Raw genomic sequence first — 26,536 nt, 5'->3', positions numbered from 1 at the left:
GATGCGGCATGGTGCTGGTGGCTACAACACGCGGGACCGAACAGGACGGGCCGGAGGCCGGCACGGGCGTCATGGCGGCCGGGGCCGCGTACGACATGGATTCGGGGCAGATCTCCCTTGCCCGTGACTTCGTCCGGGAGTTCCTGTCCGACGCGCGGTCCCTGCGTGATCTGGACGTACCGGCGCGGGCGATGGACGTCGCGCAGTTGGTGGTGAGCGAGCTGGCCACGAACGTCTGCAAGTACGCGCCGGGGCCGTGCCTGCTGGATCTCGAGGTGGACGGCGACATGCTGGGCATCACGATGTGGGACTCGGGCTCCGTGCTCCCCGCCGCTCTGGGGGCCGACCCCGCACGTGCGGGGCAACACGGCCTGGAGATCGTTCTCGCCGTCTGCCAGAGCTTCGAGGTGCGCCGTGAGCCTGTGGGCAAACGCGTACGTGTGCAGATCTCGCTGCTCGAAGGGGCGGACGGCGATCCGGCCGGCTTCTCGCCCTGGTGACATCGGCCGGCGGCTCACCTCTCCTGCCGGTCGCAGCCATCGGCGCCGGCCGGTACGAGAGGCAGGCGGACCCTGGTGAGTACCCCGTAGTGGTCAGACGACCGCCCGCGATTCGGTCTCCGAGACGCCGAACCGGGCGTGCACGTACCGCAGGGGCCTCGGGCACCACCAGTTCGCCCTGCCCGCCATCTTCATGATCGCGGGAACCAGGAGCATTCTCACCAGCGTGGCATCGAGAACGACCGCGAGGGTGAGGCCCACACCCAGGAGCTTCAGCGGGGTGAGGTGGGACGTCGCCATCGCCGCCATCGCGATGGCGAGCACGAGCGCGGCGGCGGTGAACAGCCGGCCGGTCTGCTCCAGCCCGAAGGCCACGGCAGAGGTGGTGTCACCCGTACGGCGGTGCTCTTCCATGATCCTGGACAGCAGGAACATCTCGTAGTCCATCGAGACGCCGAAGGTGATGCAGAACATCAGCACCGGCAGCAGCGTGTCCGTGGTGCCGGTGACCAGGAAGTCGCCCACCAGCCACCGCAGGTGCCCGTCCTGGAAGACGTGGACGATCGCCCCGAACGTGGCGGTGAGGCTGAGCAGGTTGAGCAGTACGGCCTTGACCGGTACGAGGACGCTGCCGGTGAACAGGAACAGCAGAGTGAAGATGACCAGCACGATGATCGCGGCGGCCGGTCCGAGCCGCTCGCCGACAGCGGCCTTGGTGTCCACGAGCGAGGCGGCGTCACCACCCACGAGCGCGGGTACCGGAGCCGGTACCGCCCTCAGCGCGCGGACCAGTTCACCGCCTTCGACGGAGTAGGGCTCGGCGTCGGTGACGACCGACAGCCACCTGCCGCTCGGCCCCGAGAAGCGGGCGGAGGACGGTGCGGGCGGGGCCTGCCGTTCTCCGCCGGCGTAGGAACCCGTCGCGGTGTCCACCCTGAGCACATGGGCGGTCAGGGAGACCTGGCGGGCGTACTCGGCCGGACTCCTCGACGACGTACTCGTGAGGCCGGGCAGCACGATGTTCGCCATGGCTGTCGACCGGAGGTCGAAGTCGTCGCGCATCACGTCGGTGGCCCGGTGCACGGGTGAGGAAACGCCCAGCGCGCGGTCGTCCGAGAGGCCGAACTCGACGCGCTGGAACGGACTCGCCAGGCACAACAGCACGGGAACCACCAGGACGACGGTGATGACAGGACGACGCATCACCATCCGGGCGGTGCGGTAGAAGAGGCCTCCGCCACTCCCGTCTCCGACGCCGTTCGGACCTCCTGCGGCCGACGGTGACGGGCCGCGCCGGCCCTCGACCCTTTTGCCTGCTACGAGCAGGCACACCGGGAGCACGAGCACGGCGGTCAGTCCGGCCAGGGCCGCCACACTCATGCCCGCATAGGCCAGAGAGCGCAGGAAGTAGAGGGGGAAGACCAGCAACGCCGCCATCGACAGCGTGACGGTCAGGGCCGAGAAGAACACGGTACGGCCCGCCGTGCGCACGCTGACCAGGACCGCCTGCCGGACGTCGCGGCCCGCGGCCAGCTCCTCCCTGTGGCGGGTGATGATGAACAGGCCGTAGTCGATGGCCAGGCCGAAGCCCAGCGCCGTGGTCAGGTTGACCGCGAAGACCGACACCTGGGTGAACTCGGTGAGAGCGTGCAGCAGTGCCAGCGTGCCAACAACCGCGATGCCACCGACGGACAGCGCGAGCAGAGCGCTCAGGACGTTGCCGAAGATCCAGACGAGGATGAGCAGGACGAGAGGCGCCGCGATGAGCTCCGCTCGTACGAGGTCGTGCTGGCTCTGCTTCTCCAGGTCGCGCTTCGCCACCGCCCGCCCGGCGGCGGTCGCCGTCAGCGGGGCCGTTCCGGTGGCGGTCTCCCGGCGGATGTCCTCAGCCGTTCCGGTGGCCTCGCGCTCGCCGCCGAGCAGTCGGAGGCTGATGAGCGCTGTGCCCCGGTCGCGGGAGACCAGTGCCGGATCACCCTGCGGCCAGTACGAGTCGAGGTGCTGCACCCGTGGGTCGGCGCGCAGCCTTTCCGTCAGACGCCGACCGGCGGCCGCCGCCCGCGGCTCGTCGACGGAGCCCGGCGCGTCGACAAGCAGAACCAGGTCCGGGCTGCCGGACCGGAAGTGCTCGCGCAGCATCGCGTCGGCACGGGCGGACTCAGAGTCGGCAGGCGTCCATCCGCCACCGGAGAGCTTGCCGAACACGCCCAGGCCGACGGCTCCGAGACCGATCGTCACCAGCACGGTCAGCGCGAGGAACGCGTACCGCCACCTCTCCAGCAGGCCCACGAGACGCTCGGGGCGCGTCGCCGGCAGGACTCCCGGATCGGCGACGTCGTCCAGTGTTCCGGTCATCGCCCACCGCCGGAACGGACGCTGACCTTGCCCGCGCCGCGGACGACCAGGACGGGGTGGAGCTGCCCGGAGGCGGTACGGGCGGACCGCAGGTCCTCACTGACCTCGACCGTGCTGGGGTGTACGCCCGCCAGGCGGCCGACATGGTCCTTGACCGCGATGACCTCCAGATGGTCCCTGCCCCTGGAGCCGGGCGGCAGGCCCATGACCCGCGCGACCGTGCCTCTGAGCCAGTCCACCTCGTCGATCTCGTCGGCGAGGAGTTCCGTCGTGCCGTCGGCGTGCCTGCACAGGCCCACCCCCGCGGTGGCGCCACCGCGGATCAGGAAGTCCCGCCGCTCGATGAGCGAGGCGCTGGCGAGGGGTCCGACGGGCAACAGGATGTTGATCAGCCGCAGCGCGGCGGCGACCCGGCCGTCCACGCACATCTGGAGGTCGATCGCCGACATGGGCCTGGGACTCGCCCCTTCGGAGACGAACCCGGCGAAGCGGGCCTCGATCTCGACCTGACCGGCCTCGGGCGGCGCTTCGAACAGCTCCAGCCGGACAACGCGAAGGGGGTAGCCGACGACGTCTTCGCCGATCTTCGGGGACCACCGCCACAGACTGGCGGAAGGGATCACCTGGATGAGGGCATCCATGAGTCCCTGGTTCAGGCACCCCTTCGGCACCGTGCCGCGGGCGACGTCGGCCACGCCGGAGGCTCCCGCCGCTCCGATGGCGAGCGACGTCAGGTACTGGAACGCCGGTCCGTGGAACAGCTCGGCCGAAGCGTACGGGTCCGGCTGCACCACGGCGTCCGGCAGCGGGGCGAACCGCTCGGGGCGCCGGGCCGGCCGGTCACCCACCAGCACGGTGCCACTGGCCACTTCCTCGAACCGGGACAGCGAGGACGTGGCCGCCTCACGCCATGTCAGCAGCTTCACCTCCAGCCCCGCCGTCGTGGCCACCACCTCCGTCCGCAGCCGGACCGGTCCGTCGAGCGGGATCCAGCGCCGGAGCCGGACATCGTGTACGGCGGCCACGCGGCGTCCGGTGTGATCGGCCGCGGCCTGCGCGAGTCGATCGACGACCGACATCATCGGCAGCGCGGGGACCGTCAAGGTCGGACGGTGGTCACTCGTCCACGTGTCGACCGCGGGATCGAGGGTCTGCTCCGTCGCTCCGGACGGACCGTCCCCGGGCACGACGCGGACACCGAGCCCGCGGGCGTGGTAGAGGCAGATGTCGTCCCCCCAGAGCCGGGCCTCTGCGACCGCGTACGGTCCACGCGCGTCCTCGGCGACCTCGGTGATCTCCAGATCGATCCTGATGAGGCGGTTGTCCGGGGTGATCTGTCCGCGGTACTTCCAGGTCACCTCGCGGTCCGGCATGACGGGCTCGAACCGGGGATGCGGAACACCCTCGGTCAGGCCTCGCTCGATCAGGTAGAACTGGAGCAGCTGGCACATGGCCTCGATGCCCAGTGAGCCCGGCTGGACCGGGTCCTGGAAGAAGTGGGCCTTGAAGAACCACTCCCCCGCGTCGACGTCCTTCTCCGACCGGATCCGCCCCAGCCCCGCGCTTCCGCCCTCGGGCCAGTAGCCCGTGACCCTGTCGATCATCAGGAGCATCGGGCCGGGCAGCACGGCCGGACCGGCGAAGTACCGGGCGGGGCTCGTCGTGAGGTCGACGGTGCGCTCGCACGGCTCCTCCAGCGCGGCACGGCCGCCCTCCGGGACGGGCAGCCCGACCTGGTGGTCGAAGGCCGAAGGCGGAAAGAACCCGAAGACCGTGGACAGCTCGAAGACCTCCTCGTCGTCGGCGAAGCACCGGATCGCGAACGACACGATGATCATCTCGCCGGTCCGCGAGACCGAGGTCAGCTCCGCCTCGGTGCGCACGGTCCGGGTGGCCGGCGTGATCTCACCGCTGACCGTTCCCCTCCCGTCGAGGTTGCGGAAGAGCAGGTCGATGTCGGTGGCCAGCGGACAGCCGACGTAGGCGGCCAGCCACCCGCACGGTTGCAGAGCGATCTCCATGAGCACCGCGAACGGCATGACCTGGCCGCCGTTCTGCTCGAAGTACCAGACCTGGTCGGGTACTTCGTATTCGGCGGCCACCCTGCTGCCCTGCCTCATGCCACGCTGCGGGCCGTCCACGGAGACGATGCGGGTCATGAAGTGATAGGGCGGACCGGGCAGCCGCGCGATCCTGCGTGTGCCGTCGAAGGCCTGCGCCGCGGCTCCGAAGGCCGCACTCGGCCTGCCCCAGGCGCAGGCCAGCAATGACGGGTAGCCGAAGACGAGCCCCTCGGACTCCATCACCGGCTTGGACTCGTGATGGCCGACGAGCCCGCCGAGAAGGGCCGGCGGCACCGGGGTTCCGCTCGTCTGTTCCCTGTGTCCGCCGAGCTGACGCCAGTGCGACAGGGGCCAGTCCGGCACCAGCCGGAGCGCGACGTTGCGGCCGTGGAACGCCTTGACCCCGTCGACGGTTCCCAGGATGTCGGCGTACAGCGTCGGCTCGGGGCCGGCCGAGACGCCGTGCACGAACACCTCGTACACGACCCGCCGGCTGGCGGGGGTGGCCTGCCCACGGCAATGGGCGGTGAAGGGCCGCTCGGTGGCCGGCTCGAAGCGCCACCCGTCCCTGGCGGCGGTGAAGCCGAGGGCCGCGAGGTAGAAGGCCATCGCCTGCAGACCGGCTTGGAGCATCAGGGTTCCCGGCATGCACGGGTCGTTCTTGAAGTGCCCCTCGAAGAACCAGTCGTCCGGTGAGACGGGGGTCTCCGCACGGAGGTAGCCCCGGCCCCACGGTCCTCCGGCCGGGTCGAAGTCGGTGACCTCGCGCAGGAGCAGCAGCCGGCCGCCGTCGGGCCGGGGTGAGCGCACGTGTGACCTGGTGATGTCCCAGTCCGGGCCGAAGCAGTCGGCGGGACGGCCGGCCGCGAAGGCGAGTACCTGTTCAGCGGTGAAGGAGGACCGCGCGCAGTGCACCGCGGGGGCGTCCTGCGGGACGTCCGGGGCCGGTGAGGAGGTGGCGGGGTCCCAGCCCACGCCGTCGGTGCCGTCGAGCTCGGCCTTCGTGAAGAAGCCCGCCTGGCCGTCCCGGACGCTCAGCCGGAGTTCGTCGCCGACGTAGCAGTCGTAGTGGAAGAAGAAGAGGCGGACACCGTCGTGCTGGGCGTGCCCGTCGATGTGGATCTCGTACCGCAGCGTCTCCCCCGCCTGGGGCGGACTGCCGTGGTAGGTCAGTTCGCAGCCGAGCAGCCGGTAGGCCCGGTCCCCCCGGTTGAGAAGATCGACCCCGAGCCAGCTGATCAGCAGCAGGTCCGCCTGGCCCGCCTCGATCATCAGGCCCGCGGGCATGCGCCCGGTGGAATCGATGTACCAGCTGTCGAGGCGGACGTCGGTCTCGGTCCGGATCGTGCCGGTGGCGTGCTCCGCGCCGAGTTCGGCGAGGGCCGCCGGGACTGCCTCGATGCCTGTGACACGGTCGGCGAGCAGCATCGGCGGTCCGGGCATCCTGGTCTGCAGCTCGTACGCGTCCTGCTCGGCGAACCTGGGCCCGAACAGCGTGGAGACCGGCTGTGCGGCGAGGTGTTCCAGCTGCGCCCGGTCGAACACCGTCACCGGCGAGGGATCGGGCTGCCCGCCGCCGAGCCCGGGCGCAGGGGGGTCTGCCGGATGTACGACCGGACCGGACGGGGGCGGCGCCAACGTTCCCGCCGCCGCGTGCACGAGTGCGGTGGCCAGTCGGGCCCTGGTCCGCAGGAAACTCTGGTGCATCCGGAGGTGTCCGGCGAGGACTTCCTGGTGCAGCGCGATCACACGGTTGGTCTGCCGTGCGACCAGCATGCGCATGTCCGTCGGCTGCGGCTCCTCGTCGGCGACGAGCGGGGCGGGGGCGGCGACGACGGGCTCGGCGGGACGGCAGGCCGGGGCCGGTGCCAGCCGGGGCGCCCTGGGCATGATCACCGCCGGTTGTCCGAGTGACGGCAAGGTGATCTCCCAGTGGGCCGGAACAGTGATGGCGGGGGTGGCATCGGTCTGTGGCGGCGCGGCGGCGCGGAGTCGCTCGAAGAGGGCCTCCGCGTGGACGGGCACGCCCGCGGCGACGAGTTCGGCCACGGCCAGGCAGAGCTGGCGCAGCCCCCTGTCCTCGGCGTCGAGCGCTACGGCCACATGGTCGCGGTCGCCCAGGATCCGCTTGATCCATCCCGTGCACAGGCCGCGCGGCCCGTGCTCGACGAACACACGGACTCCGTCGGCCCACGCCCGTTCGACCGTGCCCACGAAGTCGATGGTCCCCACGCCCTGCGCCGTGACGGCATCGGCGGCACGCTCGGCCGTCGGGATGTACCAGTGCGTGGTCGCCCCGCTGTAGAAGCGAACTCCCGGAACGGCGCTGGTGGGACGGTGGTGAAGGTTCCACCACCGGTCGCGGACCTCGGACAGTTCGGGAGCGTGAGCGGCCAGGTCGTAGTCGATCGGAATCGCGTGAGCGGCCCCGAGCCGCGCCATGACGTCCGCACACGCCCGTGCCTCGCCGCCGACCACACACACGTCGGGGGCGTTGACCGCCATCAGGTGGACGGCGCGTTCGTCCGCCAGTTCCCCGCGGACCCGGTCGAAGGGTGCTGTGACCAGGTAGCTCGACCACCGGTCACCGTCCACGCCGAGCTGTCGCCAGGCGCGGCGTACGCCTCTCAGCTCACCGGTGAGCTCGCTGGTGAACAGGCCGCTCTCCCGGGTGTCCTGGTGCAGGGCCTCCACATCCCGCCAGGCTCCGAGGGTGACCAGGGCTGCCGACTCCCCGGAGGAGTAGCCGATGGCGGCGTCCGGCCGCATCCCGAGGAGGCCGCGCGTCAGCTCGACGTGGACGGCGGCCAGTTGGGCGGCACCCCAGATCCGGTCGAGTACCGTCTGCACGCTCCCGGCTTCCGGCCGCCCGACGGCCTTCCCGTACGCGGCCGCCACCGCGTCGCCGAGGGAGGGCAGGGCCAGTTGGACCTCTCGGCCCATGTCCGGGTACGCGGCCGACCCGTTGGTGAACACGAAGGCGGTCTCGCCCCCCACCGGTGCGTCGCGGTACGCCGTACCGGGCGGCCGGACCCCGCCCTCGACGAGCCAGCGGCGCACGGGGTCGTGCTGTGTCCGGGGGTCGCCGTCGGACACGAAGGCAAGCCTGGCGGGTCCTTCGCCGGACTCTGTGCCCGACTCCAGTGCGGCCAGCACCTCCTGTCGGTCGCGCCCGGAATACACGTGCAGCCGCGGCGCCGGTCCGGGTGCCCAGGACCCGGCGTCCGCGGCCCGCAGCCGCACCCGCAGCGGGGGTGCCTCCAGCGGTGACACGACCACGTGCGCGGTACGCAGGCCCGGTACGGCAACGGCCGGGCCTCCCGTCCGCGGGAGGGCGCGGTGTCGCAGGGCGGTCACCGCGGCCGCGACCGCCAGCAGGCCGTGGGCGGCATGAGCCCGGCCGAACAGTCCTGCCGGGTCGAAGCCGGCGTCCGCGCCGTCCCCGATCACCATGTCCGGCTCGCCGGTGGCTCCGTCGTCGACGAGGGCCAGCACGGTGTCGCCGTCCCGGCGGGCGTCGGTGAGGCGTTTGAGTACGACCGCGACGGCGGCGTCCCCGGTGGAGGTCTCCCGTCCGAGCTCGTGCAAGGCGGCGCGGTGGACCGGTTCGCAGGAAAGATCGACGGCGCCGACGAGGGCGGCGTCGGCCTCTCCGGCCCGGATCGCGCGTGCCGCGAGGTCCAGTGCGACCAGACCGGAGGCCTCCTCGGCCGACACCGTGCAGCCGGGTCCGCCCAGGTCGAGCTGGGTGTTGATCCGGTTGGCCACGAGGTTGGGCAGCGTGCCCACCACCCGCTCCGAGTCCATGGGGGCGGAGAAGGCGTCACGGACGCGTGCGGTCAGTCCCGGGTCGGTGGCCTCACCGGCCTCCTCCAGCCAGGAAGGGGCCCGCCAGCGTGCGGTGGCACGGGCGTTCTCCATGTCCACACCTGTCCCGACGAGGACCATGGTCCGCTCTCGCGGCAGGGTGACGTCGCGCGCCGCTTCCCGTGCGGCTTCGAGCATCAGGATCTGCTGGGGCAGCGCCTTTCCGACCGCCATCGGCGGAAAGCGGAGACCGGGCAGGGCCACATCGATCTTCGAAGCCGGACCGCTCGGGCGGCCGTCGAGCACCGCGCGGTGGAAGTCCTGGGTGCCCGCTCCCTCGCCGGCCCGAGCGGCCACCGCGACGATCGCCACCGGCTCACCCGGTGGGCGCCGCGTGCCGGGCACCGCTGTCGCGGCGGTGTCGGCGCCGTCCCAGGCGTCGACGACCAGATGGGCGTTGGTGCCACCGAATCCGAAGGCGCTGACCGCCGCCCGCCGAAGACCGGTCCACCGCTCGGACTCACTCAGCACCCGCAGCCGTGTTCCGTGCAGCTCGGTCAGCGGCTCTTCGGCGGCGAGCGTGGCAGGACGGACGCCGGCCCGCATCGCGCCGAGCACCTTGAGCAGTCCTCCCACACCGGCCGAGGCCAGCAGGTGCCCGACGTTGGACTTCACCGAGCCGATGGGCACATCAGGGCTGTCCGCGAAGACCCGCGCCATGCTGCGGACCTCCTCCACGTCACCTACGGGAGTTCCCGTGGCGTGGCACTCCACGAGCGAGACGCTCCGCGGTGCGACACCCGCCATGCCGTACGCCAGGCGCATCGCCCGCTCCTGCCCCTCCTGTGCGGGGCTGAGCAGGCCTCTGCCGCGTCCGTCGTTCGACAGCCCGACCCCCCGGACGACTCCCAGGACCGGCGAACCCTGTGCGACGGCGTCACGCAGGCGCATCAGTGCGACGAACCCGGCGCCCTCGCCGGGGAGCAGGCCGTCGGCGTCCCGGTGGAAGGGACGGCTACGGCTCGTGCGGCTCACTGCGGACAGGCCGCAGAACCCCACGTGCAGGAACAGGTTGTCGGCCCGGTTGACCGCGCCGGCCACCATGACGTCCGCCGTCCCGTCGTGCAGGCGGTCACAGGCCAGTTTGATCGCGTACAGGGACGAGGCACAGGCGGCGTCGAGCGCGAAGGCCCCCGCGCCCAGGCCGAGCGCCCTGGCCGCGAAGTGCGCGGGAAGCCCTGCGGAGAAGCGGTTGCGGGGGTCGGGCCCGGTCCGTGCCGCCCCACGCAGCAGGGAGGGTGCTCCCCCGGACAGCCAGACGTGTTCGGCGAAGGCGGTTCCGGTGCTCGTGGGGTACGAGAGGTTCCCCAGGACCAGGCCCGCACGGGGCGACGGTCCCTCGTGACCGGCCTCTCGCAGCGCCTGCCGGGCGCCGTACAGCACCCAGTGGAACAGCTGGTCCAGGCCGAGGATCTCATCGGGGGCCACGAGGAAACCGGTCGGGTCGAACACCGACCCGAAGTCCCGGACGTAGCCGCCCACATCGGTCCACGTGCGGTCGAGGTGGTCGTCGACCGTGCCCATGGCCCATCGGTGCGGCAGTCGCCATCTGCCGTCCGGGACCGGCGAGAGGCTGCACCGGCGTGCGGCGATGTTGTCCCAGAAGGAGTCGGGGTCGAGCGCGTCGGGAAAGACGCACCCCCGGCCGACGATGGCGATCGGGTCGAATCCCATACCGGTCTCATTTCACGAACACGGACGAATCCGGGGGGATGCGGATCAGGAGGGGCGTCGTACGAGTTCCACGCCGAGCAGCTCCACCCTGGGGGACCCGTCCGGATCGACGAGCGCCACATCGCAGCGCGCCCCCGTCTCGTGCACCTTCCTGGCCCGCACCACGCAGCGCACGGTGCCCCGGACGGGGCCGCGCCGGTGCACCCGGCACTCCGCGACCGCCATCGGCAGGGTGGCGTCACCCAGCGCCTTGTCAGCCCACACCAAGGCGAGTTGCAGAGCCCCGTCCGTGGCAGCCGCGTCGAGGTGCCAGTGGTCGCCACCCCAGCCGAGCTCGGTCAGACCGGTCACCGTCGCCTCGGCTCCGTCCTCGCCGACCCCGTGGATGGAGCGGAGGGCATGGAATCGCGGGCCGTGGAACAGCACCCGGCCGTCGTAGATGTCGGCGGGCTGCGGCGCGCCGAGGCCCTGGGGGGTGTCCCAGTCCTCCGACTGCGGCGGGCTCGCCCGGAAGTCCATCTGGATCCGGAAGTGCGGTGCGCCTTCCTCGCCGACGAGTTCGGCTTCCAGGGCGGAGGGAGAGCCCGTCGCCGCCCGGCGACCGCGCAGGGTCAGCCGATGGCCTCCGCCGTCCAGGTGTGGCAGGGCGACCTTGCTGAAGACGCGGAGGTCCCGTAGCACCAGGTGGCCCGCGTTGGGCCGCCAGGCCGCGGCCGCACCGGTGAACCGGTCCAGTGCCATCGCCACAGGAAGGACGGGGACACCGGCGACGGCGTGGTCGGCGAGGTAGGGGTGCGTGTGCGCGTCGATGCGCACCTGCGCCGCGACCGGCTCGGTGACGGCTGCCATGGAGCCCAGGCCGTCACCGGCCGCGATGACCACCCTGGTGTCGGCGCCCGGAGCGCTCAGCTCCGTGGTGAAGGCTGCGGCACCCTGTTCGCCGGGGATGAGCGGCACACCGGAACGGCCGAAGTGCGCGGCCAGCTCGGGGGTGACCATTCCGCCGTGCCACGGGCCCCAGGCGATGGACCGCACCAGGCAGTCGGGCCGCCGGGCACGCTCGGCGGATGCCACGTGGTTGAGCACCTCGTTGGCCATGGCGTAGTCGCTCTGCCCCGCGTTGCCGAACACCGCGGCCACCGAGGAGAACAGGACGATCGTGTCGAGCGGATCGCCCTCGGTCGCCGTGAGCAGTGCGCGCAGGCCTCCCACCTTGGTGGCCAGGACCTGGTCGAACCGCTCGTCGGTCTTGTCGGCGATCAGCTTGTCGGCCAGCACTCCGGCACCGTGCACGATTCCCGTGATCGGGCCCCAGTCGCCGCGTACCTCTTCCAGTACGCCGCGCACCGCTCCGCTGTCCCGGACGTCCACCGGCATGTAACGGACCTTTGAACCGGCGTCCTCAAGGGCCGCGACGGTGGACCGGACCTCACGGGCCGCCAGGATCCTCCGGGCCTCGGCGCCGATCTCGGCGGGAGTGGCCCCGTCGGAGCGTTCGGCGAGGGCTCGGGTGAGTGCGGGCTCGTCGGTCGCCGCCGCCAGCCCCCGCGGTTCCCCGGCAGGCTCGGTGCGGCCGAGGAGGACGATGCGGGGCCGGTGGGCCCTGGCGAGGTCCAGCAGCGCGGCCGCGGTCACCCCGCGGGCTCCGCCGGTGGCCACGATGACGGAATCCGGGCCGATGTCCGCGGCCGGCCCGGACTCCACCGGCGCCGGAACCGCGACCGGGGTGGTGCGGGTTCCGTCGGCGCGCAGGCCGACCTCCGCCGCCGGTCCGCCGTGGAGCAACTCCCCCACGATCGCCTCGGCCACGGCGTCCGCGTCACGCCCTCCGCGCTCGCAGTCGATCGCCTTGACCGTGGCGGAGGGCCACTCCCTGGCCGCGGTCCTGGCCAGCGCGGCGATACCTCCGAGCCAGGCACGCTCCGGCAGGCTGCCCCGGAGCCCGAAGTCGCCGCCGGTGTCCTGCACGGCTACGAACACCCCGCCTCCGGCGGTGAAGTACGACGCGACCGACCGCGCCGTCTCGAAGGCGTCCCGTTGCAGCTCCAGCGCGGTCTCGGGCGAGCCGACCGCCGCGAGACCGCCGAGGTGCACGACCGCCCGCGAGTCCGGGGGGACGCTGGACACGACGGTGGCCCGGAAGCCGTGGTCGGTCAGCCTGGCCGCCACCATGTCCGCGACCCCGAGGCCGTCTTCGGTCACGGCGATCGGCTCGTCCCCGAGACCGGCCAGGGTCAGCCCGGGCGCGGGGGTGAGGACCGTACGGACGGCGAGCCTGCTGAGTCCGGCCGACCCGGCGGGCTCGTGCCGGGGGGCGGGGATCTCGTCGTCCGCGGCGGGCCCGTCGACGGGCGCGACCACGGCAGGGGCGGTGGTGGCAGGTACGGCACTGTCGGGGGCGGCGGTCGTGGCTGTGAACGCGTCGACGATCTGCCGCAGCGTACGGAGCTTCAGGAGCTCTCCCACCTGCCCGTCGGCGTGGCCGTCACCGACCCGCTCCCGCATGGCGGAAAGGATCTCCACCCGCTTGATCGAATCCACCCCCAGATCCGACTCGAGCTCCATGTCCACATTCAGCATCGCGACCGGATACCCCGTCCGTTCCGCCACCACGGACAGCAGCAACTCCTCGAACCCTTCCGCGGACATGTCCTGGGGTACGCCGGGAGCCGGGGCCGGCGGCGGCTCCGGAAGCACGACAGGGGCGGCGACCGCGGGCGACGCGGAAGGCACGGCGGCCGTCGGAGGAGGGGTGGTCATCGGAGGAACCGTGACCTCGGGCGAGACGGGCCGGACCGTCGGCGCGACCGGCACGGCGGGTGACGCGAACAGCGCCTGAGTACCCGCCGGTGCGCCGCTCTGCGCTCCCAGCATCGCGCTGAAGGTCGTCTCCGTCATCTGCAGGAAGGCCAAGTGGCTGTCGATCAGCATGCGTTGGCAGGCCTCATGGGCCTGTGCCGTGTAGCGCTGCACGTTGTCGATCACGGCGAACCAGTCGGCGCTCGTACCCGCTCCCGAAGGCGGGAGATTCGCGGCAGTCGCGGTGGGTACGGCGAGAGCGAGGGGCGCGGGCTCGACGGCAGTGGGGACGGCGGCCGCCTGCGCCGGTACCTGCACCGCGGGCGGGGGTACGTCGAGCGCGCGGGACGGGTTCGGCGCGGGCAGCGCCTCGGCCCCTCCGGCGGGCGGGTAGACCCGCCCCTGGTTCCTGCCGTTGATCTGCACGGTCATTCTGGGCTTGCGCTCCTCGGCTGCTGCTGCGGGCGGCGCGTAGGGCGCCCACAGGTCGTCGTGGTCAAGTGGGACGCCCCGCACGGCGAGCCGGCCGAGCGCGTCCTGGAGGGAGGTGATTCCGTTGCGGCCCTTGCGGTCCAGGCCGACCGCCAGGTGTTCGCGGTCCCCGAGGATCTGCGTGACGAGTCCCGTGAGCGTGTCACCGGCGCCGACCTCGATGAACGTCCGCACTCCTGCGGCGTACATCGCCTCGATCTCGTCGCTGAACAGCACGGGCGAGGCCAGGTGTTCGGCGATCCTGCGCCGGATCTCATCGGGAGCGGACGGATACACCGCGGCGTCGGCGTTCCCGTAGACCTCGAGCCGGGGCTCGCCGACCGCGATCCCGCGCAGGTACTCGAGAAGCGGTTCGCTCGCCGGTGCGACCACGGGGCTGTGGAAGGCCGTCGCGGCTTCCAGCCGTCGAGTGGTGATCCCCTCGGCCGCAAGTTTCCGCTCGATGACGTCGACGGCTACGGACGCGCCGGAAATCACCGTCTGACTGGGGGCGTTGTGGTTGGCCAGCCAGATGTCGTCGGCGTCACAGCCGGCGATGACGTCCTCGATACGGGCGCGCCCGGCCGCCGCGGCCAGCATTGCACCCGGCTTGGCTGCCGCCTCGCGCATCAGCTCCCCGCGACGACGGGCGAGGTTCACCAGCGACTCGGCCTCCAGGGCGCCCGCGGCGTGCAGCGCCACCAGTTCACCGAAACTGTGGCCTGCCACGCAGTCCGGTCGCAGTCCGAGACCGTGGAGCACCTCGATCAGAGCGAGACTGTGCACCGCCAGTGCGGGCTGCGCCCACTCGGTCCCGGTCAGCAGAGCCTGCTGGACGGCGCGTTCCCCGTCGCTGAAGGCCGGTGGCGGGAACACCACACGGTGCAGCTCACGACGATCGAACTCCATGGTGCCCAGCCGGTCCCATACCGCCTGGGCGGCCGGGGACAGCATGGCCACGTCCGCACCCATGCCGACGTACTGAGCGCCCTGTCCCGGGAAGAGGAACCCGATCCGGCCGACGGAGGCCGCGCCGGTGGCGTAGTGGACGCCGGTCGGCGTGGAGAAGCCCGTGTCCGGCTGCCGGCCGATCAGCGCGAAGGCCTGCTCGAGCTTGTCCGACAGGTCGTCGTTGTGTGCCGCGACGATCGCGAGGCGTACGGAATCACTCGCCCGGAAGTCCTGCTGGCTCTTCCGCGCGATCTCGGACAGCGGCCGGTCGCTGTCGGTCCTCCGTTCCAGGAGGGCGGCGGCCGACGGGGCGCTGAGGAGCACCAACTCGGTGGGGGCGGTCCGGGTACGCCATGCCTCACGTGCACCGGACCCGGCGGAAGGGGTGTACTCCTCCAGCGTGACGTGGAAGTTGCTGCCGCCGAAGCCGAAGCTGGACACGGCTGCCCGGCGCGGTCGGTCCGCGGAGCGTACCCACGGACGCGACAGGGTGTTCACGTAGAACGGGCTGTCGTCGATCCGCATCGCGGGGTCGGGCCGGTCCACCTTGATCATCGGCGGGAGGACCTTGTGGTGCAGGGCGAGGACGCTCTTGAGGAGACCGACGGCACCGGCGGCACACTTGGTGTGGCCGACCTGCGACTTGACCGAGCCGATGGCACACCACTGTCCGTCCTTCCGGTCGCACTCCTCGAACACCTGGCGAAGTGCGGCGAACTCCGCGGCGTCCCCCGCGTTGGTCCCGGTGCCGTGTGCCTCCACCAGTTCTACGGTCTCCGGTCCGTAGCCGGCGTCCTCGTAGGTGCGTCGCAGAGCTCGTGCCTGGCCATCGGGCACCGGCGCGTAGATCGCGCCGCTCCTGCCGTCCGACGAGGTGCCGATCCCGCGGATCACGGCATAGACGCGGTCGCCGGCGCGCTCCGCGTCGGTGAGTCGCTTCAACGCGTACATGGCGATGCCCTCGCCGAGCATCGTGCCGTCGGCCGCTTCGGAGAAGGGGCGGCAGTCGCCGGTGGGTGACAGGGCTGGTGTCTTGGAGAAGCACATGAAGGTACCGGCGTCGTTGGAGGCGTCGACGCCTCCACTGATCACCAGGTCGGCCCGGCCGAGGGCGAGTTCGCTCACCGCCGTCGAGAGGGCCGCGAAGGAGCTCGCGCACGCCGCGTCCGTGATGTGGTTGGTGCCGTGCAGATCGAACCTGTTGGCGATCCGGCCCGCGATGACGTTGCCGAGCAGCCCCGGAAAGGTCGACTCCTGCCAAGGGGCGTAGTGGTCGGTGATGCTGTCGCAGACGGCCTGCGCCTCGTCCTCGGGGATCCCGTTCTCCCGTAGGGCCTTGAGCCAGACCGGGCGTTGGATCCGCGCGGTCATGTGCGTGAACAGTTCCGTGGCGCCCGCCCCGAGGATCACGGAGACGCGGTCGCGGTCCGTTCCCCGGAGTCCGCCGATGTCGGTGAGGACCTGCTCGGCGACGGTGAGTGCGAGCAACTGCACGGTGTCCGTGGCACCGAGGGTGTTCGGCGGGATACCGAAAGCCATCGGGTCGAACCCGACGTCGGACAGGAAGGCCCCCCGGCGGGCGTAGGTCTTGTCCGGGGCGGCGGGGTCTGGGTCGTAGTAGTCCTCGACCAGCCAGCGGGCGGCAGGGACCTCCGTGATCTGGTCACGGCCGGTGACGACCGTGTGCCAGAATCCGTCGGCTCCGTGCTCGCCGGGCATGAGAGCGCCGATGCCGACCACGGCGATCGGAACCTGTCGGGGACGAGAGACGGACATGCTCTCCACTTCCTTGCTGTTCGGTGGTGGGCGCGGGGAGCGCGGTCAGGCGAGGCGGCACGGGGTGAAGGCGAACGCCGAGGACGGCACCGGCACGCCGTAGGTGCGGAGCTGGTGCGCGCGGGTGGTCACCGCGGCGCCTTCGAGCAGGTTGAGCGCGATCTGCACCACGGAGCGGTTGGCCGGGTCCGCGAGAAAGCTGTCCGCGGTCCAGCGGTTGAACGCGCCCATCGCCGGGCCGCACCAGATCTGGTAGTCACTGCGCCGGGTGGAGTCCCCGGTGATCGCCCAACGGCTGGAGTTCCCCAGGTACCAGCGGAAGACCAGTGCCATGCGGTGTCTGGGATCCTTCTCCGCGCGTTCGACCTCCGCGGGGTCGCGCTGTTGCCAGAAGCGCCGCGTCCACGCCCACGCCTCGTCGATCGGGGCTCTGAACACGTCCCGTTCGAGCTTGGTGCGCAGCTGCGACGGCAGCTCTTCCAGAGAGGGATGGGCCTGGTACGCCTCGTAGAGGCGACCGGCCCTCTGGGCGAACAGGCTGCCCCGGCGCAGGACTTGCAGCTTTACGCCCGCTTCGAACATGTCGGCGGCCGGGGCCATGATCACGTCGGCGATGTCCGCGTCGGCGAGCATCGCCTTCGCGTCGTCCGAGATTCCCGCTTCCACGGCGACCTGGTTCACCGACCCCGTGACCACGTAGGCCGCGCCGAGTGCGAAAGCGGCGGCGACCCCGTCCGGAGTGCCCAGCCCGCCGGCGGCACCGATCCTGACCTCCCGTGTGTACCCGAGGCGCCGGGCGATTTCCTCCCGCAGGCGCAGGATCCGCGGCAGCAGGACACCGAGGGGCCGGTTGTCGGTATGCCCACCGCTGTCCGACTCCACCGTGAGGTCTTCGGCGACCGGCACCGCTGCGGCCAGCTCGGCTTCCTCCGCGGTGAGCTCTCCGCTCCCGACCAGTGGACGGAGCAGCTCGGGTGGCGCCGGCGAGAGGAAGTGTGTCGCGACCTCAGGTCGCGACACCTTGGCGAAGAGCCGCGTACGCCGCACGATCCGCCCGTCCGGGCCCCTGCGCAGCCCCGCTGCCGAGCACAGCACCACGGCCGGGGTGAGTTCCATGTAGGCCGACACCGAGACGCAGGGGACGGCGTGGCGCAGCAGCAGCTTGGCGACCCGGTACTCCAGACCGGGCTCGCTCGGCGAATGGATCAGATTCACCCCCCAGTTCGACATGCCGGCCAGCTCTGCGGCCAACTCGCGCACCGCTCGCTCCACCTCGGTGAAGCCGAGCCCACCCGCACCGAAGAACCCGAGCATCTCCGCCCGCGCCATCGCCACCACCATGCGCGTCGTGGCGATGCCGTTCGCCATCTCCCCGGCCACGTAGGGGAAGCGGACACCGTGGGCCTCACAGAAGGTTCGCCCTCCCAGCCACTCCGGATACAGCGGTGGCAGTGTGCCGACGATGTCCCCCGCGGGCCTGGGGCCCATCACCAGGCCCAGCTCCCGGCCGGTGGAACCGGAGACGATGTGCGCATGGTGGCGAACCTGCCGGACGCAGGCGGCGATCTGCTCCGGTGTGAAGACCGGCGAGGCGGTGACGGTCCCGTCAGGACATGCCAGTACGGACAAGGGGTGGTTTCCCATCAGGAAGAGGTGCGAACAGCGTGTCGTGAGGTGAGATGCACCCCGTGCGAGGACGGCGGTGCGGGTCAGGGTGCTCCGGTGGCCGACGCGGTCCGTCTCGTGCTGATGCCGGTCGTCAGGTAGTCGAGATCGACACGGATCCCCGACGAGAACGGGCCCAGCAGGTTCCGCACGCGGGTGTCGTCGAAACGTCGGCGATGGCTGAGGTACGGCGTGAACCCGGGGTAGAGGTCCGCGGCTGCTTCCAGCCGGGCCGGGTCGTCCGGCCTCTTCTCCACGAGCCGTACCTTCACCGGCGCGATCCGCTCCACCAGAGCGGTGAGGACCGTGGTCGCGACATCGTGGTCGTGGACGACGTGGTAGACGTCGGCCCGTCCTGAGGGCGGCCGGCTCGCCAACTGAACCATGACGGCCGCCGCATGCTCCACCGGCATCAGGTTCAGATGCCCGTGGGGGTGACCCGCCAGCCGTACCACGGGGCGGTACTCATCGGGGATGTCCCTCTCGGCGAGACCGCCGCTCCGCGCCGAGGACTCCACGATCCGGGAGAGGAACTGCAGCGGGTGCTCGGGAAGTTCGGGGTGCGGTGGCAGGTCTGTGACCAGGACACTCGGACGCATGACCACGACCGGCCGCCCATGGAGCCGTGACCAGTCGCGCACCAGGACTTCGGCCTCGTACTTGGACTGCTCGTAGCTGTTCTCGAAGCCGTACCGGTCGTCCAGCTCGTCCTCGTAGATGACACCCTCACGGCGCGCGCCGCCCACGAATGCGGTGCCGATGTGGTGGACCAGCGGACGGCGGGCCCCGGCGGCGGCCAACTCCAGTACGCGTCGGGTGCCTTCGACGTTGGTCCGGCGCAGGCTTCCGAGGTCGTCGTCCAGGTTGATGTTGCCGGCGCTGTGCCAGATCACGTCCAGCTCGTCCGCCAGTCGCCGGAACTCGGCATTGGGCAGCCCCAGTCCCGGCCGGCACAGGTCGGTCTCCATGACACGGAGCCGGCGGGGAAGCTCCGTGATCAGCGCGAGCGGTGCACCGGTCAGCTCCATGAAGCGCGTGATCCGCCCCAGCGCGCAGCCGGACCCGGCGTGCGCGAGGACCGTCAACGAGTCGTGCTGTTCCAGTAGTTGGCGGACAAGACGCAGTCCTAGGAAGCCGGTGGCCCCGGTAAGAGCGACTCGCACTTTTCAGTAACTCCAGAGTTCAGGGAGTGGAGATCCGGTTGCCTTGCCAGGCAGCCGTGGAGCTTGTGGAGTCGCCCGTGAATCCCCCCGGTCGGTCTTCCGCCATGGACAACCACCGGCTGGCGGGCATGGAAACGGCAATCGACTGACACGTTCGCCCAATTTCACCCGATTGGACCTGTACTCCGGGATCGCTGACGGCGAGACGCTCCCTCACCCGCCGAAGTACGCGCGCTGCGGGCGCCGTTGCCTGCGACGGCAGGCCGGATCGCACCTCTAGTCATTAATTATGAATACATCTTGACAGGGTGCTGGTCCGCGCCGACGATGAACCCACTTCACCGAGCCGCGCACGCAGGAGCCGCCTGTCATGTTGTCGTTGCATGCACGAAAGCCGTCCGCACCGGTCTCCGGGCACCTGCCGATGGGAAGCCCTGGAGGGACCGCGCGGGCCGTGACGGTGGACAGCCGTCGGGTGCTCCGAGGTGGCAGGGCGTGGATCCCCGTCATGGGTGAGTTCCACTTCAGCCGGTACCCGGCCGCCGAATGGCGCGAGGAGCTGCTGAAGATGCGCGCGGGCGGCATCGACCTCGTGGCGACGTATCTCTTCTGGAACCAGCACGAGGACCGGCGCGGCACCTTGTGCTTCGACGGGAGTCTCGACGTGCGCCGCTTCGTCGGGCTGTGCGCGGAACTCGGCCTGGCCGTAGCGGTGCGCATCGGCCCGTGGTCGCACGGCGAGTGCCGCAACGGCGGCTTCCCCGACTGGCTCGAGGACGTCGACTGCGCACCGCGCACCGACGACCCGGCCTATCTCGCGCTCGTCGAGCCGTACTACGCCCGGATCTCGCACGAACTGCGCGGCCTCGCCCACGACGAGGGCGGCCCGGTCGTCGCCGTCCAGGTGGAGAACGAGCTGTACGACCAGCCCGCCCATCTCGCGACGCTGCGGCGCATGGCGGAGGACGCCGGTATCCGGGCGCCGCTGTGGACCGCGACCGGCTGGGGCGCGGCCCAGCTGCCCGAGGACGTGCTGCTGCCGCTGTACGGCGGCTATCCGGAGGCCTTCTGGGAGGACGCGCACGAGGGCTGGACGCGGGACATGCGCCGCCACTACTTCTTCACGCCCATCCGCGACGACCACGCCATCGGCGCCGACCTCAGGAACTCCGCGCCCACGGGCACCGGCCCCGACGACCGGCGCTACCCGTACGCCACCTGCGAACTGGGGGGCGGCATGGCCGTCGCCTACCACCGCCGCCCGCTCGTGCCGGCCGAGGACATCACCTCGCTGGCGCTGTCGAAACTCGGCAGCGGCTCCGTGTGGCAGGGCTACTACCTGTACCACGGGTGCTCCCAGCGCCTGGACCACACGGTTCCCAACCAGGAGTCCCACGCGACGGGTTACCCCAACGACCTGCCCAAGGTCTCCTACGACTTCCAGGCTCCGCTGGGCGAGTACGGGCAGGTGCGGCCGTCGTTCCACGGCCTGCGGCTCCAGCATCTCTTCCTGCGGGACTCCGGCGCCGACCTGGCCGGAATGCCGTTGTCGCTGCCCGACACCGGACCCGACGGGCTCGACGACCGGACCACTCTGCGCTGGGCCGTCCGGTCGGACGGCGAGCGGGGCTTCCTGTTCGTCAACAACCACCAGCCCCACGAGCCGTTGCCGCGGCACGAGGAGGTCCGCTTCCGGGTCCGGCTGGACGGCGGGCGCGCCGTCACCCTCCCCGAGCAGCCGGTGACCGTACCCTCCGGAGCGCACTTCGTCTGGCCGATCGGCTACGACCTCGGTGATGGAGTACGTCTGGACTGGGCGACGGCCCAGCCCGTCACCCGGCTCGACGTCGACGGCACGCCCCTGACCGTGCTCGCCGCCACCGCCGGGATCGCCGTGAGTCTCGCCCTCCCCGCCGGGCTGCGTGTCGAAGGCCCTGCCGACGTGACGGCCGGGCCGGACGCCACGCTGGTGAGCGTGCCGGAGCCCGGCACGGCCGCCGTCCTGACGGTCCACGGCCCGGCCGGCCCCGTGCGCGTACTCGTGCTCGACGAGGAGCGCGCGCGGTCCGTGAACCGGGTCCGCGTCTGGGGCGAGGACCGCCTCGTCCTGTGCGATGAGCTCGTCCTGGCGGACGGCCCCGAACTGCGCCTGCGCACCGACTCCCCGACCGCCTCGTTCGCTCTGCTGCCCGCACCCGCGGCACTGTCCGGGCCCGGGCTGGGCGCCCCCGGGCCCGACGGCGCCTTCACCCGGTGGACGCTCAGCCTCCCCCAGGAGACGCACGAGCCCGTGGTGACATGCGTACGGGCCGAGGCCGGCACCCCGCCCGCGAGGAGTGGTGGCTCGCACGACCGCGCCTCCGCACCCCGGGACGAGGACTTCGACACGGCCTCCGTGTACCGGATCTCCGTGCCCCACGACGCCTTCGAGGGTGGGGGCGAGGTGTTGCTGCGCCTCTCCTTCACGGGTGACGCCGCGCGGGCGTACATCGGCGGCCGGCTCGTCGCCGACCACTTCTGGTACGGCCCGGACTGGGAGATCGGCCTGCGCCGGTTCGCCGAGGAGGCCGTCGAGCACGGCGTCGAGATCCGCCTGCTTCCCCTGGCACGCGACAGCAAGGTGTACGTCGACGCCTCGGTCCGCGAGGGTCTCGATGCGGCCCACGGGACGACCGCCCTGCACGCGGCCCGTCTGGTACCCGTCCACCGGGCGGCCGTTCGTTCCGCCGGGGCCGACCATGACTGATCTCGGCCGCAGAGCCCTGCTCCGCGGCGCGGGCGGTCTCGGCCTGGGCGCGCTGGCCGCCCCGGCGCTGGCCGCGTGCGGCTCCGCCGACGCCTCGCCGGTGTCGTCCGGCCGGGTCGACGTCAGCCTCTGGACCCACGACCCCGGCTACATCAAGACGTTCGGGACAGCGGTGAAGGACCCCGCGCTGATGCGCGGCTCCCGCTTCGACTACCGGGTACGGGCAACCGCCGCGGCTCCCTCCGATGTCGTCACCCGGATGATCGCGCAGGCGGTCGCCGACGGGAACACCCCCGATCTCGCGGGCATCGTCATCGACCAGTACCCCCGTGTGATGGGTGCCTCGATCGCCGAGAACCTCTTCGTCGACCTGACGGAGACCGTGCGGCCGTCCGGCGACGACCTTCTGAAGCTCGCCCCCTACACGGTCGGCGGCGTCCCCTACGGCCTGGACTCCGACAACTCGATCAGCGTCCTCTACTACCGGCAGGACGTCTTCGACGAGTACCGCGTCCCCCAGGACGTGGAGACGTGGGAGGAACTGGCGGAACACGGCGAGCGGCTGCACTCGGACCACCGCGTCAGCCTGGGCATGGTCTCCACCGGGGACAACGGATCCGTGGTCAACGGGTTCCTGCAGCTCCTGCTGCAACGTGGCGGCGGGTTCTTCGACGCCTCCGGCGAACTGGTGCTGGACTCCCCCGAAGCCGTCGAGGTGCTGGACTTCATGTGCCGCGGTGTGCGCACCGGTGTCCTGCTCGCCCTGCCCGATCCCTACGGCAGCGCGTGCGCCGCGGCTCTCAAGTCCGGTCGGCTGGCGGCAACGGCCATGCCCAACTGGTACAACGCCTACGGCCTGCAGGCCAACGTGCCCGAGCAGAAGGGCCGGTGGCGGATGCGCACGCTGCCGCGCTTCACCGGCGGCGGTCACCTCGCCTCCACCATGGGCGGCACGGCCTTCACCGTGCTGAAGGGAAAGCCCCGCACGGACGCGGCCCTCGAGCTCCTGCGCCGCGTCTATCTCAGCCGCGACGGACAGATCCTGCGCTACAGGTCCGGTGGTTTCCTGCCCACCTTGAAGCCGCTGTACAAGGATCCCGAGCTCCTCGGCATCAAGGACGAGTACCTCGGCGGACAGCGGGTCTTCGATGTCTACAGCCGAGCCGCCGCCGACCTGCCGCTCTTCTACCAGGCGCCCGGCATGCAGATCCTGAGCGACGTTCTCGGCGGCCCGGTGCTCGACGCGCTCAAGGGCCGTACCTCTCCCGCCGCCGCCATCGAGGCCGGACTCGGTGCCTACCGACAGCAGGTGAAGCGGTGACCACTTCGCCCACCACCCACGCCACAGCCTCCCGGACCACTGCTCCCCGCAACGGGGGCCGGGCCTTCGACGAGGCTCCCCGCTCCTGGTGGTCACGCCACCAACGGGTCCTGGCGCCGTACATCTTCATCTCGCCGTTCTATGTGCTCTACGGCCTCTTCATGGCCGTCCCCGTCCTCGTCGGTCTCTGGCTCAGCTGTACGGAATGGGCCGGCCTCGGCGCCCCGCGCTGGGTAGGACTGCGCAACTACCGGGACCTGTTGACCGATCACAGCTTCTGGACGTCGGTGGGCAACACCACGCTCTACATGGTCTTCACCCTGTGCGTGGTCGTACCGGCAGCCTTGCTCATCGCCCAGGCCCTCAACGCCCGGGGCCTGCGCGGAAGGGACCTGTTCCGCCTGGCCTACTTCATGCCCGTGGTGATCTCTCCCATCGTCATCACCCTGCTGTTCGGACTGTTCTTCGACAACGAGTTCGGCCTGATCAACGCGGTGGGCCAGGCCCTCTTCGGGTTCGGCGGAATCGACTGGCTCGGCTCTCCCGGCTGGGCGCGGGTGGCCGTCGTCGTACTAGTCCTGTGGCGGTGGACCGGCTACCTCACCATCTTCTTCCTCGCCGGCCTGCAGAGCGTGCCCCGCGAGCTCTACGAGGCGGCCGCCATCGACGGCGCGGGGCCGGTGCGCCGGTTCCGGGACGTCACCCTGCCCGCGCTGCGTCCGGTGACGGCGTTCGTCGCCGTGACCGTGCTGGTCAACACGGCGCAGATCTTCGACGAGCCGTTCCTCCTCACCCAGGGCGGGCCGGGCGAATCGACCCTGTCGGTCGCCATGTTCATCTTCCGCGCCGGATTCCAGCGTCAGCAACTCGGTTACGCGGCCGCCGCCGGAGTGCTCCTCTTCGTCGCCGTGTTCCTGCTCGGGCAGTTCGCGATGCGTGCCCTCGGCGTAGGAAAGGACAAGCGATGACCACCGCGACCACCCGGATACCTGGCAGCCGGCCCGGGCGGAGTGCCCGCCGCGTTCGGACCGCCGGCGGGCGCGTGCTCCTGTACGCGTTCCTGATCACCCTGCTCCTGGTCTTCGCCCTCCCACTGCTGTGGGCGCTGTCCTCCTCGTTCAAGGACCGGGGTGACATCTTCGGCTACCCGCCGCGGCCGCTGCCGTCACCGGCGACCCTGGACAACTACCGCGGTCTGCTCGACGGACAGCCCTTCTGGAGCTGGCTGCTGACCAGCACCGTGGTGGCGGTCATCTCCACCGTGGCCTCCGTCGGCCTGTGCTCGCTTGCCGGCTTCGCCTTCGCCAAGTACCGCTTCCGCGGCAGGAACGCGCTCTTCACCCTCATGTTCAGCTCGCTGGCGGTGCCGTTCGCCGTCATCGTCGTGCCGCTGTTCGTCATGGTCGCCAAGGCACACCTCACCACCCCGTACTTCGCCCTGGTGGTGCCCTGGGTGGCGCCGGCCTTCGGGATCTTCATGATGCGGCAGTTCACCGAGCAGGCCGTCCCCGACGCCCTGCTGGACGCGGCACGGGTGGACGGATGCACCGAGTTCGGACTCTTCCGGCGCATCGTGCTGCCCCTGTTGCGTCCGGCACTGGGGGCGCTGGGCGTGTGGTCCTTCCTCAACAGCTACAACAGCCTGATCTGGCCGCTCATCGTGATCAGCACCCCGGGCGACTACACGCTGCCGCTCGGAATCCAGGCCCTCTTCGGTGCGACCGGCCGCCAGTACGACCTCGTACTGGCGGGCGCAGTCCTCGCGGCCGTCCCGAGCCTGCTGGTCTTCTTCCTGCTGCGGAAACAGCTCCTCGAAGGGCTCACCGCCGGCGCCGTCAAGAGCTGACCGCCCCGCTCCCCACCACCCGACCCACGGAAGGCCGCTCCACCATGACCACCCCGCTGCCGGCCCACCTTCCCTCCGCTCTCACCATCTCCCTGTGGGATTTCACCTGGTACACCCGCACCGGCCCCGGCGAGCCCTTCGCCGACCTCGACCGCGCCTTCGCCGAAGCGGTCGAGCGCGGATACAACACCGTCCGCATCTGCGCCATGCCGCTCCTCCTGTTCGGCACCGGCCTCGACACCAGCAGGCTCCGGCTCGGCCCTCTCGGCGGCGCGTACGGACAGCGGGTGCGCTGGTACGACGTCCGCGGCACCACCGAGATCGACGCCCGCGCCCACCTGCTCGCCCTGTTCGAGGCGGCCAGGCGGCACGACTGCTTCGTCATCCTCTCCAGCTGGGAGTACCAGCAGTCGCCCTCCTTCGCCGGTGACCGGTCCTGGTTCGACGCGATCATGGCGATCGAGCCCGAGCGCCGTGCGGAGGCACTCGCCGACGCGCAGGCCGACCTCATCGACTTCCTCGCCGGTCACGACGGCCTGGACGACCGGATCGCCTTCACCGAGCTCCACAACGAGGTCCAGGCGGGCCGTCTGACCGAAGGACTCACCGGCGAGGACGCCGTCGTGGCCCTGCGCCCCCGTCTGCAACGCGGCCTGGACCGGTTCCGCAAGCGGCACCCCGACCGGCCGGTCACCGTCAACTACGCCGGGGTGCCCGTCGGTTCCATGCGAGGCGTCCCCCGCGACATCGACGTGGCCGTCTTCCACCCCTATGTCTACGGCGTCCTCGACGAACTCCTCGACACCTATGCGCTGCGTGACCCCTCACGGCCGTTCCCCCAGGAACGCGCCGCCCGGGAGCTTCTGCGCGCCGGAGCACCCGCCCTGGAGGATTGGGCGCCACCGGAGGAGGACCGGTGGCGCCTCGAAGCGACCGTTGTCGGCCCGCGCGAGGTCTACCTCCACGACTGGTGCGATCCGGATCTCTTCGACGCCTGGCTGTACGACCGCTACGCCGTCCACCGCTCCGCGATGGAGGCGAAGCTCAGCATCTGGATCGCGGCTGCCGCGGACTGGGCCGCCGAGACAGGTGTGCCGCTCGTCTTCGGCGAGGGATGGATCGGTTACACGCCCCTGCACGGCGCCTTCGAAGAGGGCCCGGTCGGAGCCGCGTTCTGCCGCCGTGCCGTCACCGAGGCGGCCCGGGCGGGAGCACGCGGAGCCGTGGTGTGCTCCAACGCCGCCCCGCAGCACCCCATGTGGCGGGACGTACGCCTCCAGCAGGAGTGCAACGCCCTGCTCGGAGTCTGATCCGTGGCCGATGCGCGCACCCGCCACGG

The 26,536-nt window shown here is 71.2% G+C and carries 11 protein-coding genes; 6 read left to right on the top strand and 5 right to left on the bottom strand.

The annotated features are described in order from the left end of the window. Window positions 1-8 precede the first annotated feature (8 nt). Window positions 9-500: an ATP-binding protein gene (locus ACFWFI_RS16195; protein WP_387390046.1), complete on the top strand. Its 492-nt coding sequence runs from the start codon at window positions 9-11 to the stop codon at window positions 498-500. Window positions 501-593: 93 nt separating this feature from the next. On the opposite strand, the gene ACFWFI_RS16190 is transcribed toward ACFWFI_RS16195, so the two are convergent. The 5 genes from ACFWFI_RS16190 to ACFWFI_RS16170 all read right to left on the bottom strand — a co-directional run bounded on the left by ACFWFI_RS16190 (window position 594) and on the right by ACFWFI_RS16170 (window position 19,284). Further along, window positions 594-2,855: an MMPL family transporter gene (locus ACFWFI_RS16190; RefSeq protein WP_387390044.1), complete on the bottom strand. Its 2,262-nt coding sequence runs from the start codon at window positions 2,853-2,855 to the stop codon at window positions 594-596. Then, window positions 2,852-10,459, bottom strand: coding sequence for a beta-ketoacyl synthase N-terminal-like domain-containing protein (locus ACFWFI_RS16185; protein WP_387390041.1), 7,608 nt, complete (start codon window positions 10,457-10,459; stop codon window positions 2,852-2,854). The genes ACFWFI_RS16190 and ACFWFI_RS16185 overlap by 4 nt, the downstream gene beginning before the upstream one ends. Window positions 10,460-10,504: 45 nt before the next feature. Continuing rightward, on the bottom strand, window positions 10,505-16,456 hold the full coding sequence (locus ACFWFI_RS16180; RefSeq protein WP_387390038.1) for an SDR family NAD(P)-dependent oxidoreductase: 5,952 nt from the start codon (window positions 16,454-16,456) through the stop codon (window positions 10,505-10,507). A 45-nt stretch (window positions 16,457-16,501) separates the two neighbouring features. Beyond that, a complete protein-coding gene (locus tag ACFWFI_RS16175; protein ID WP_387390035.1) occupies window positions 16,502-18,085 on the bottom strand; it encodes a PfaD family polyunsaturated fatty acid/polyketide biosynthesis protein in 1,584 nt (527 codons plus the stop codon). 80 nt (window positions 18,086-18,165) lie between these two features. Then, window positions 18,166-19,284 (bottom strand): SDR family oxidoreductase, encoded by a 1,119-nt coding sequence (locus tag ACFWFI_RS16170; RefSeq protein ID WP_387390033.1) that lies wholly within the window; start codon window positions 19,282-19,284, stop codon window positions 18,166-18,168. Between the two features lie 370 nt (window positions 19,285-19,654). On the opposite strand from ACFWFI_RS16170, the gene ACFWFI_RS16165 reads away from it, so the two are divergent. From ACFWFI_RS16165 to ACFWFI_RS16145, 5 genes are read left to right on the top strand one after another with little or no spacing between them, the layout of a single operon-like run. Continuing rightward, window positions 19,655-22,030 carry a beta-galactosidase gene (locus tag ACFWFI_RS16165; protein WP_387390030.1) on the top strand — a complete coding sequence of 792 codons (2,376 nt, stop codon included), beginning with the start codon at window positions 19,655-19,657 and terminating at the stop codon, window positions 22,028-22,030. Then, window positions 22,023-23,351 (top strand): ABC transporter substrate-binding protein, encoded by a 1,329-nt coding sequence (locus tag ACFWFI_RS16160; protein WP_387390028.1) that lies wholly within the window; start codon window positions 22,023-22,025, stop codon window positions 23,349-23,351. Before ACFWFI_RS16165 ends, ACFWFI_RS16160 begins: the two co-directional genes overlap by 8 nt. Further along, window positions 23,348-24,319, top strand: a complete 972-nt coding sequence (locus ACFWFI_RS16155) for a carbohydrate ABC transporter permease (protein WP_387390025.1) — start codon at window positions 23,348-23,350, stop codon at window positions 24,317-24,319. Before ACFWFI_RS16160 ends, ACFWFI_RS16155 begins: the two co-directional genes overlap by 4 nt. Next, a complete protein-coding gene (locus tag ACFWFI_RS16150) occupies window positions 24,316-25,197 on the top strand; it encodes a carbohydrate ABC transporter permease (protein ID WP_387390022.1) in 882 nt (293 codons plus the stop codon). Before ACFWFI_RS16155 ends, ACFWFI_RS16150 begins: the two co-directional genes overlap by 4 nt. A 44-nt stretch (window positions 25,198-25,241) precedes the next feature. Further along, complete coding sequence (locus ACFWFI_RS16145; RefSeq protein WP_387390020.1) at window positions 25,242-26,507, top strand: cellulase-like family protein; 1,266 nt, start codon at window positions 25,242-25,244, stop codon at window positions 26,505-26,507. Window positions 26,508-26,536 lie beyond the last annotated feature (29 nt).

It is taken from the genome of Streptomyces sp. NPDC060209 (genome assembly GCF_042728155.1).
Lineage (GTDB): Bacteria > Actinomycetota > Actinomycetes > Streptomycetales > Streptomycetaceae > Streptomyces.
Note: the sequence above shows the minus strand (reverse complement) of the source record. Positions and strands in the feature narration are given on the sequence as shown.

Coding starts and splice junctions, on each gene's coding strand:
- ACFWFI_RS16195 (WP_387390046.1), top strand. CDS start 9: ATGGTGCTGGTGGCTACAACACGCGGGACCGAACAGGACGGGCCGGAG.
- ACFWFI_RS16190 (WP_387390044.1), bottom strand. CDS start 2,855: ATGACCGGAACACTGGACGACGTCGCCGATCCGGGAGTCCTGCCGGCG.
- ACFWFI_RS16185 (WP_387390041.1), bottom strand. CDS start 10,459: ATGGGATTCGACCCGATCGCCATCGTCGGCCGGGGGTGCGTCTTTCCC.
- ACFWFI_RS16180 (WP_387390038.1), bottom strand. CDS start 16,456: ATGTCCGTCTCTCGTCCCCGACAGGTTCCGATCGCCGTGGTCGGCATC.
- ACFWFI_RS16165 (WP_387390030.1), top strand. CDS start 19,655: ATGTTGTCGTTGCATGCACGAAAGCCGTCCGCACCGGTCTCCGGGCAC.
- ACFWFI_RS16160 (WP_387390028.1), top strand. CDS start 22,023: ATGACTGATCTCGGCCGCAGAGCCCTGCTCCGCGGCGCGGGCGGTCTC.
- ACFWFI_RS16150 (WP_387390022.1), top strand. CDS start 24,316: ATGACCACCGCGACCACCCGGATACCTGGCAGCCGGCCCGGGCGGAGT.
- ACFWFI_RS16145 (WP_387390020.1), top strand. CDS start 25,242: ATGACCACCCCGCTGCCGGCCCACCTTCCCTCCGCTCTCACCATCTCC.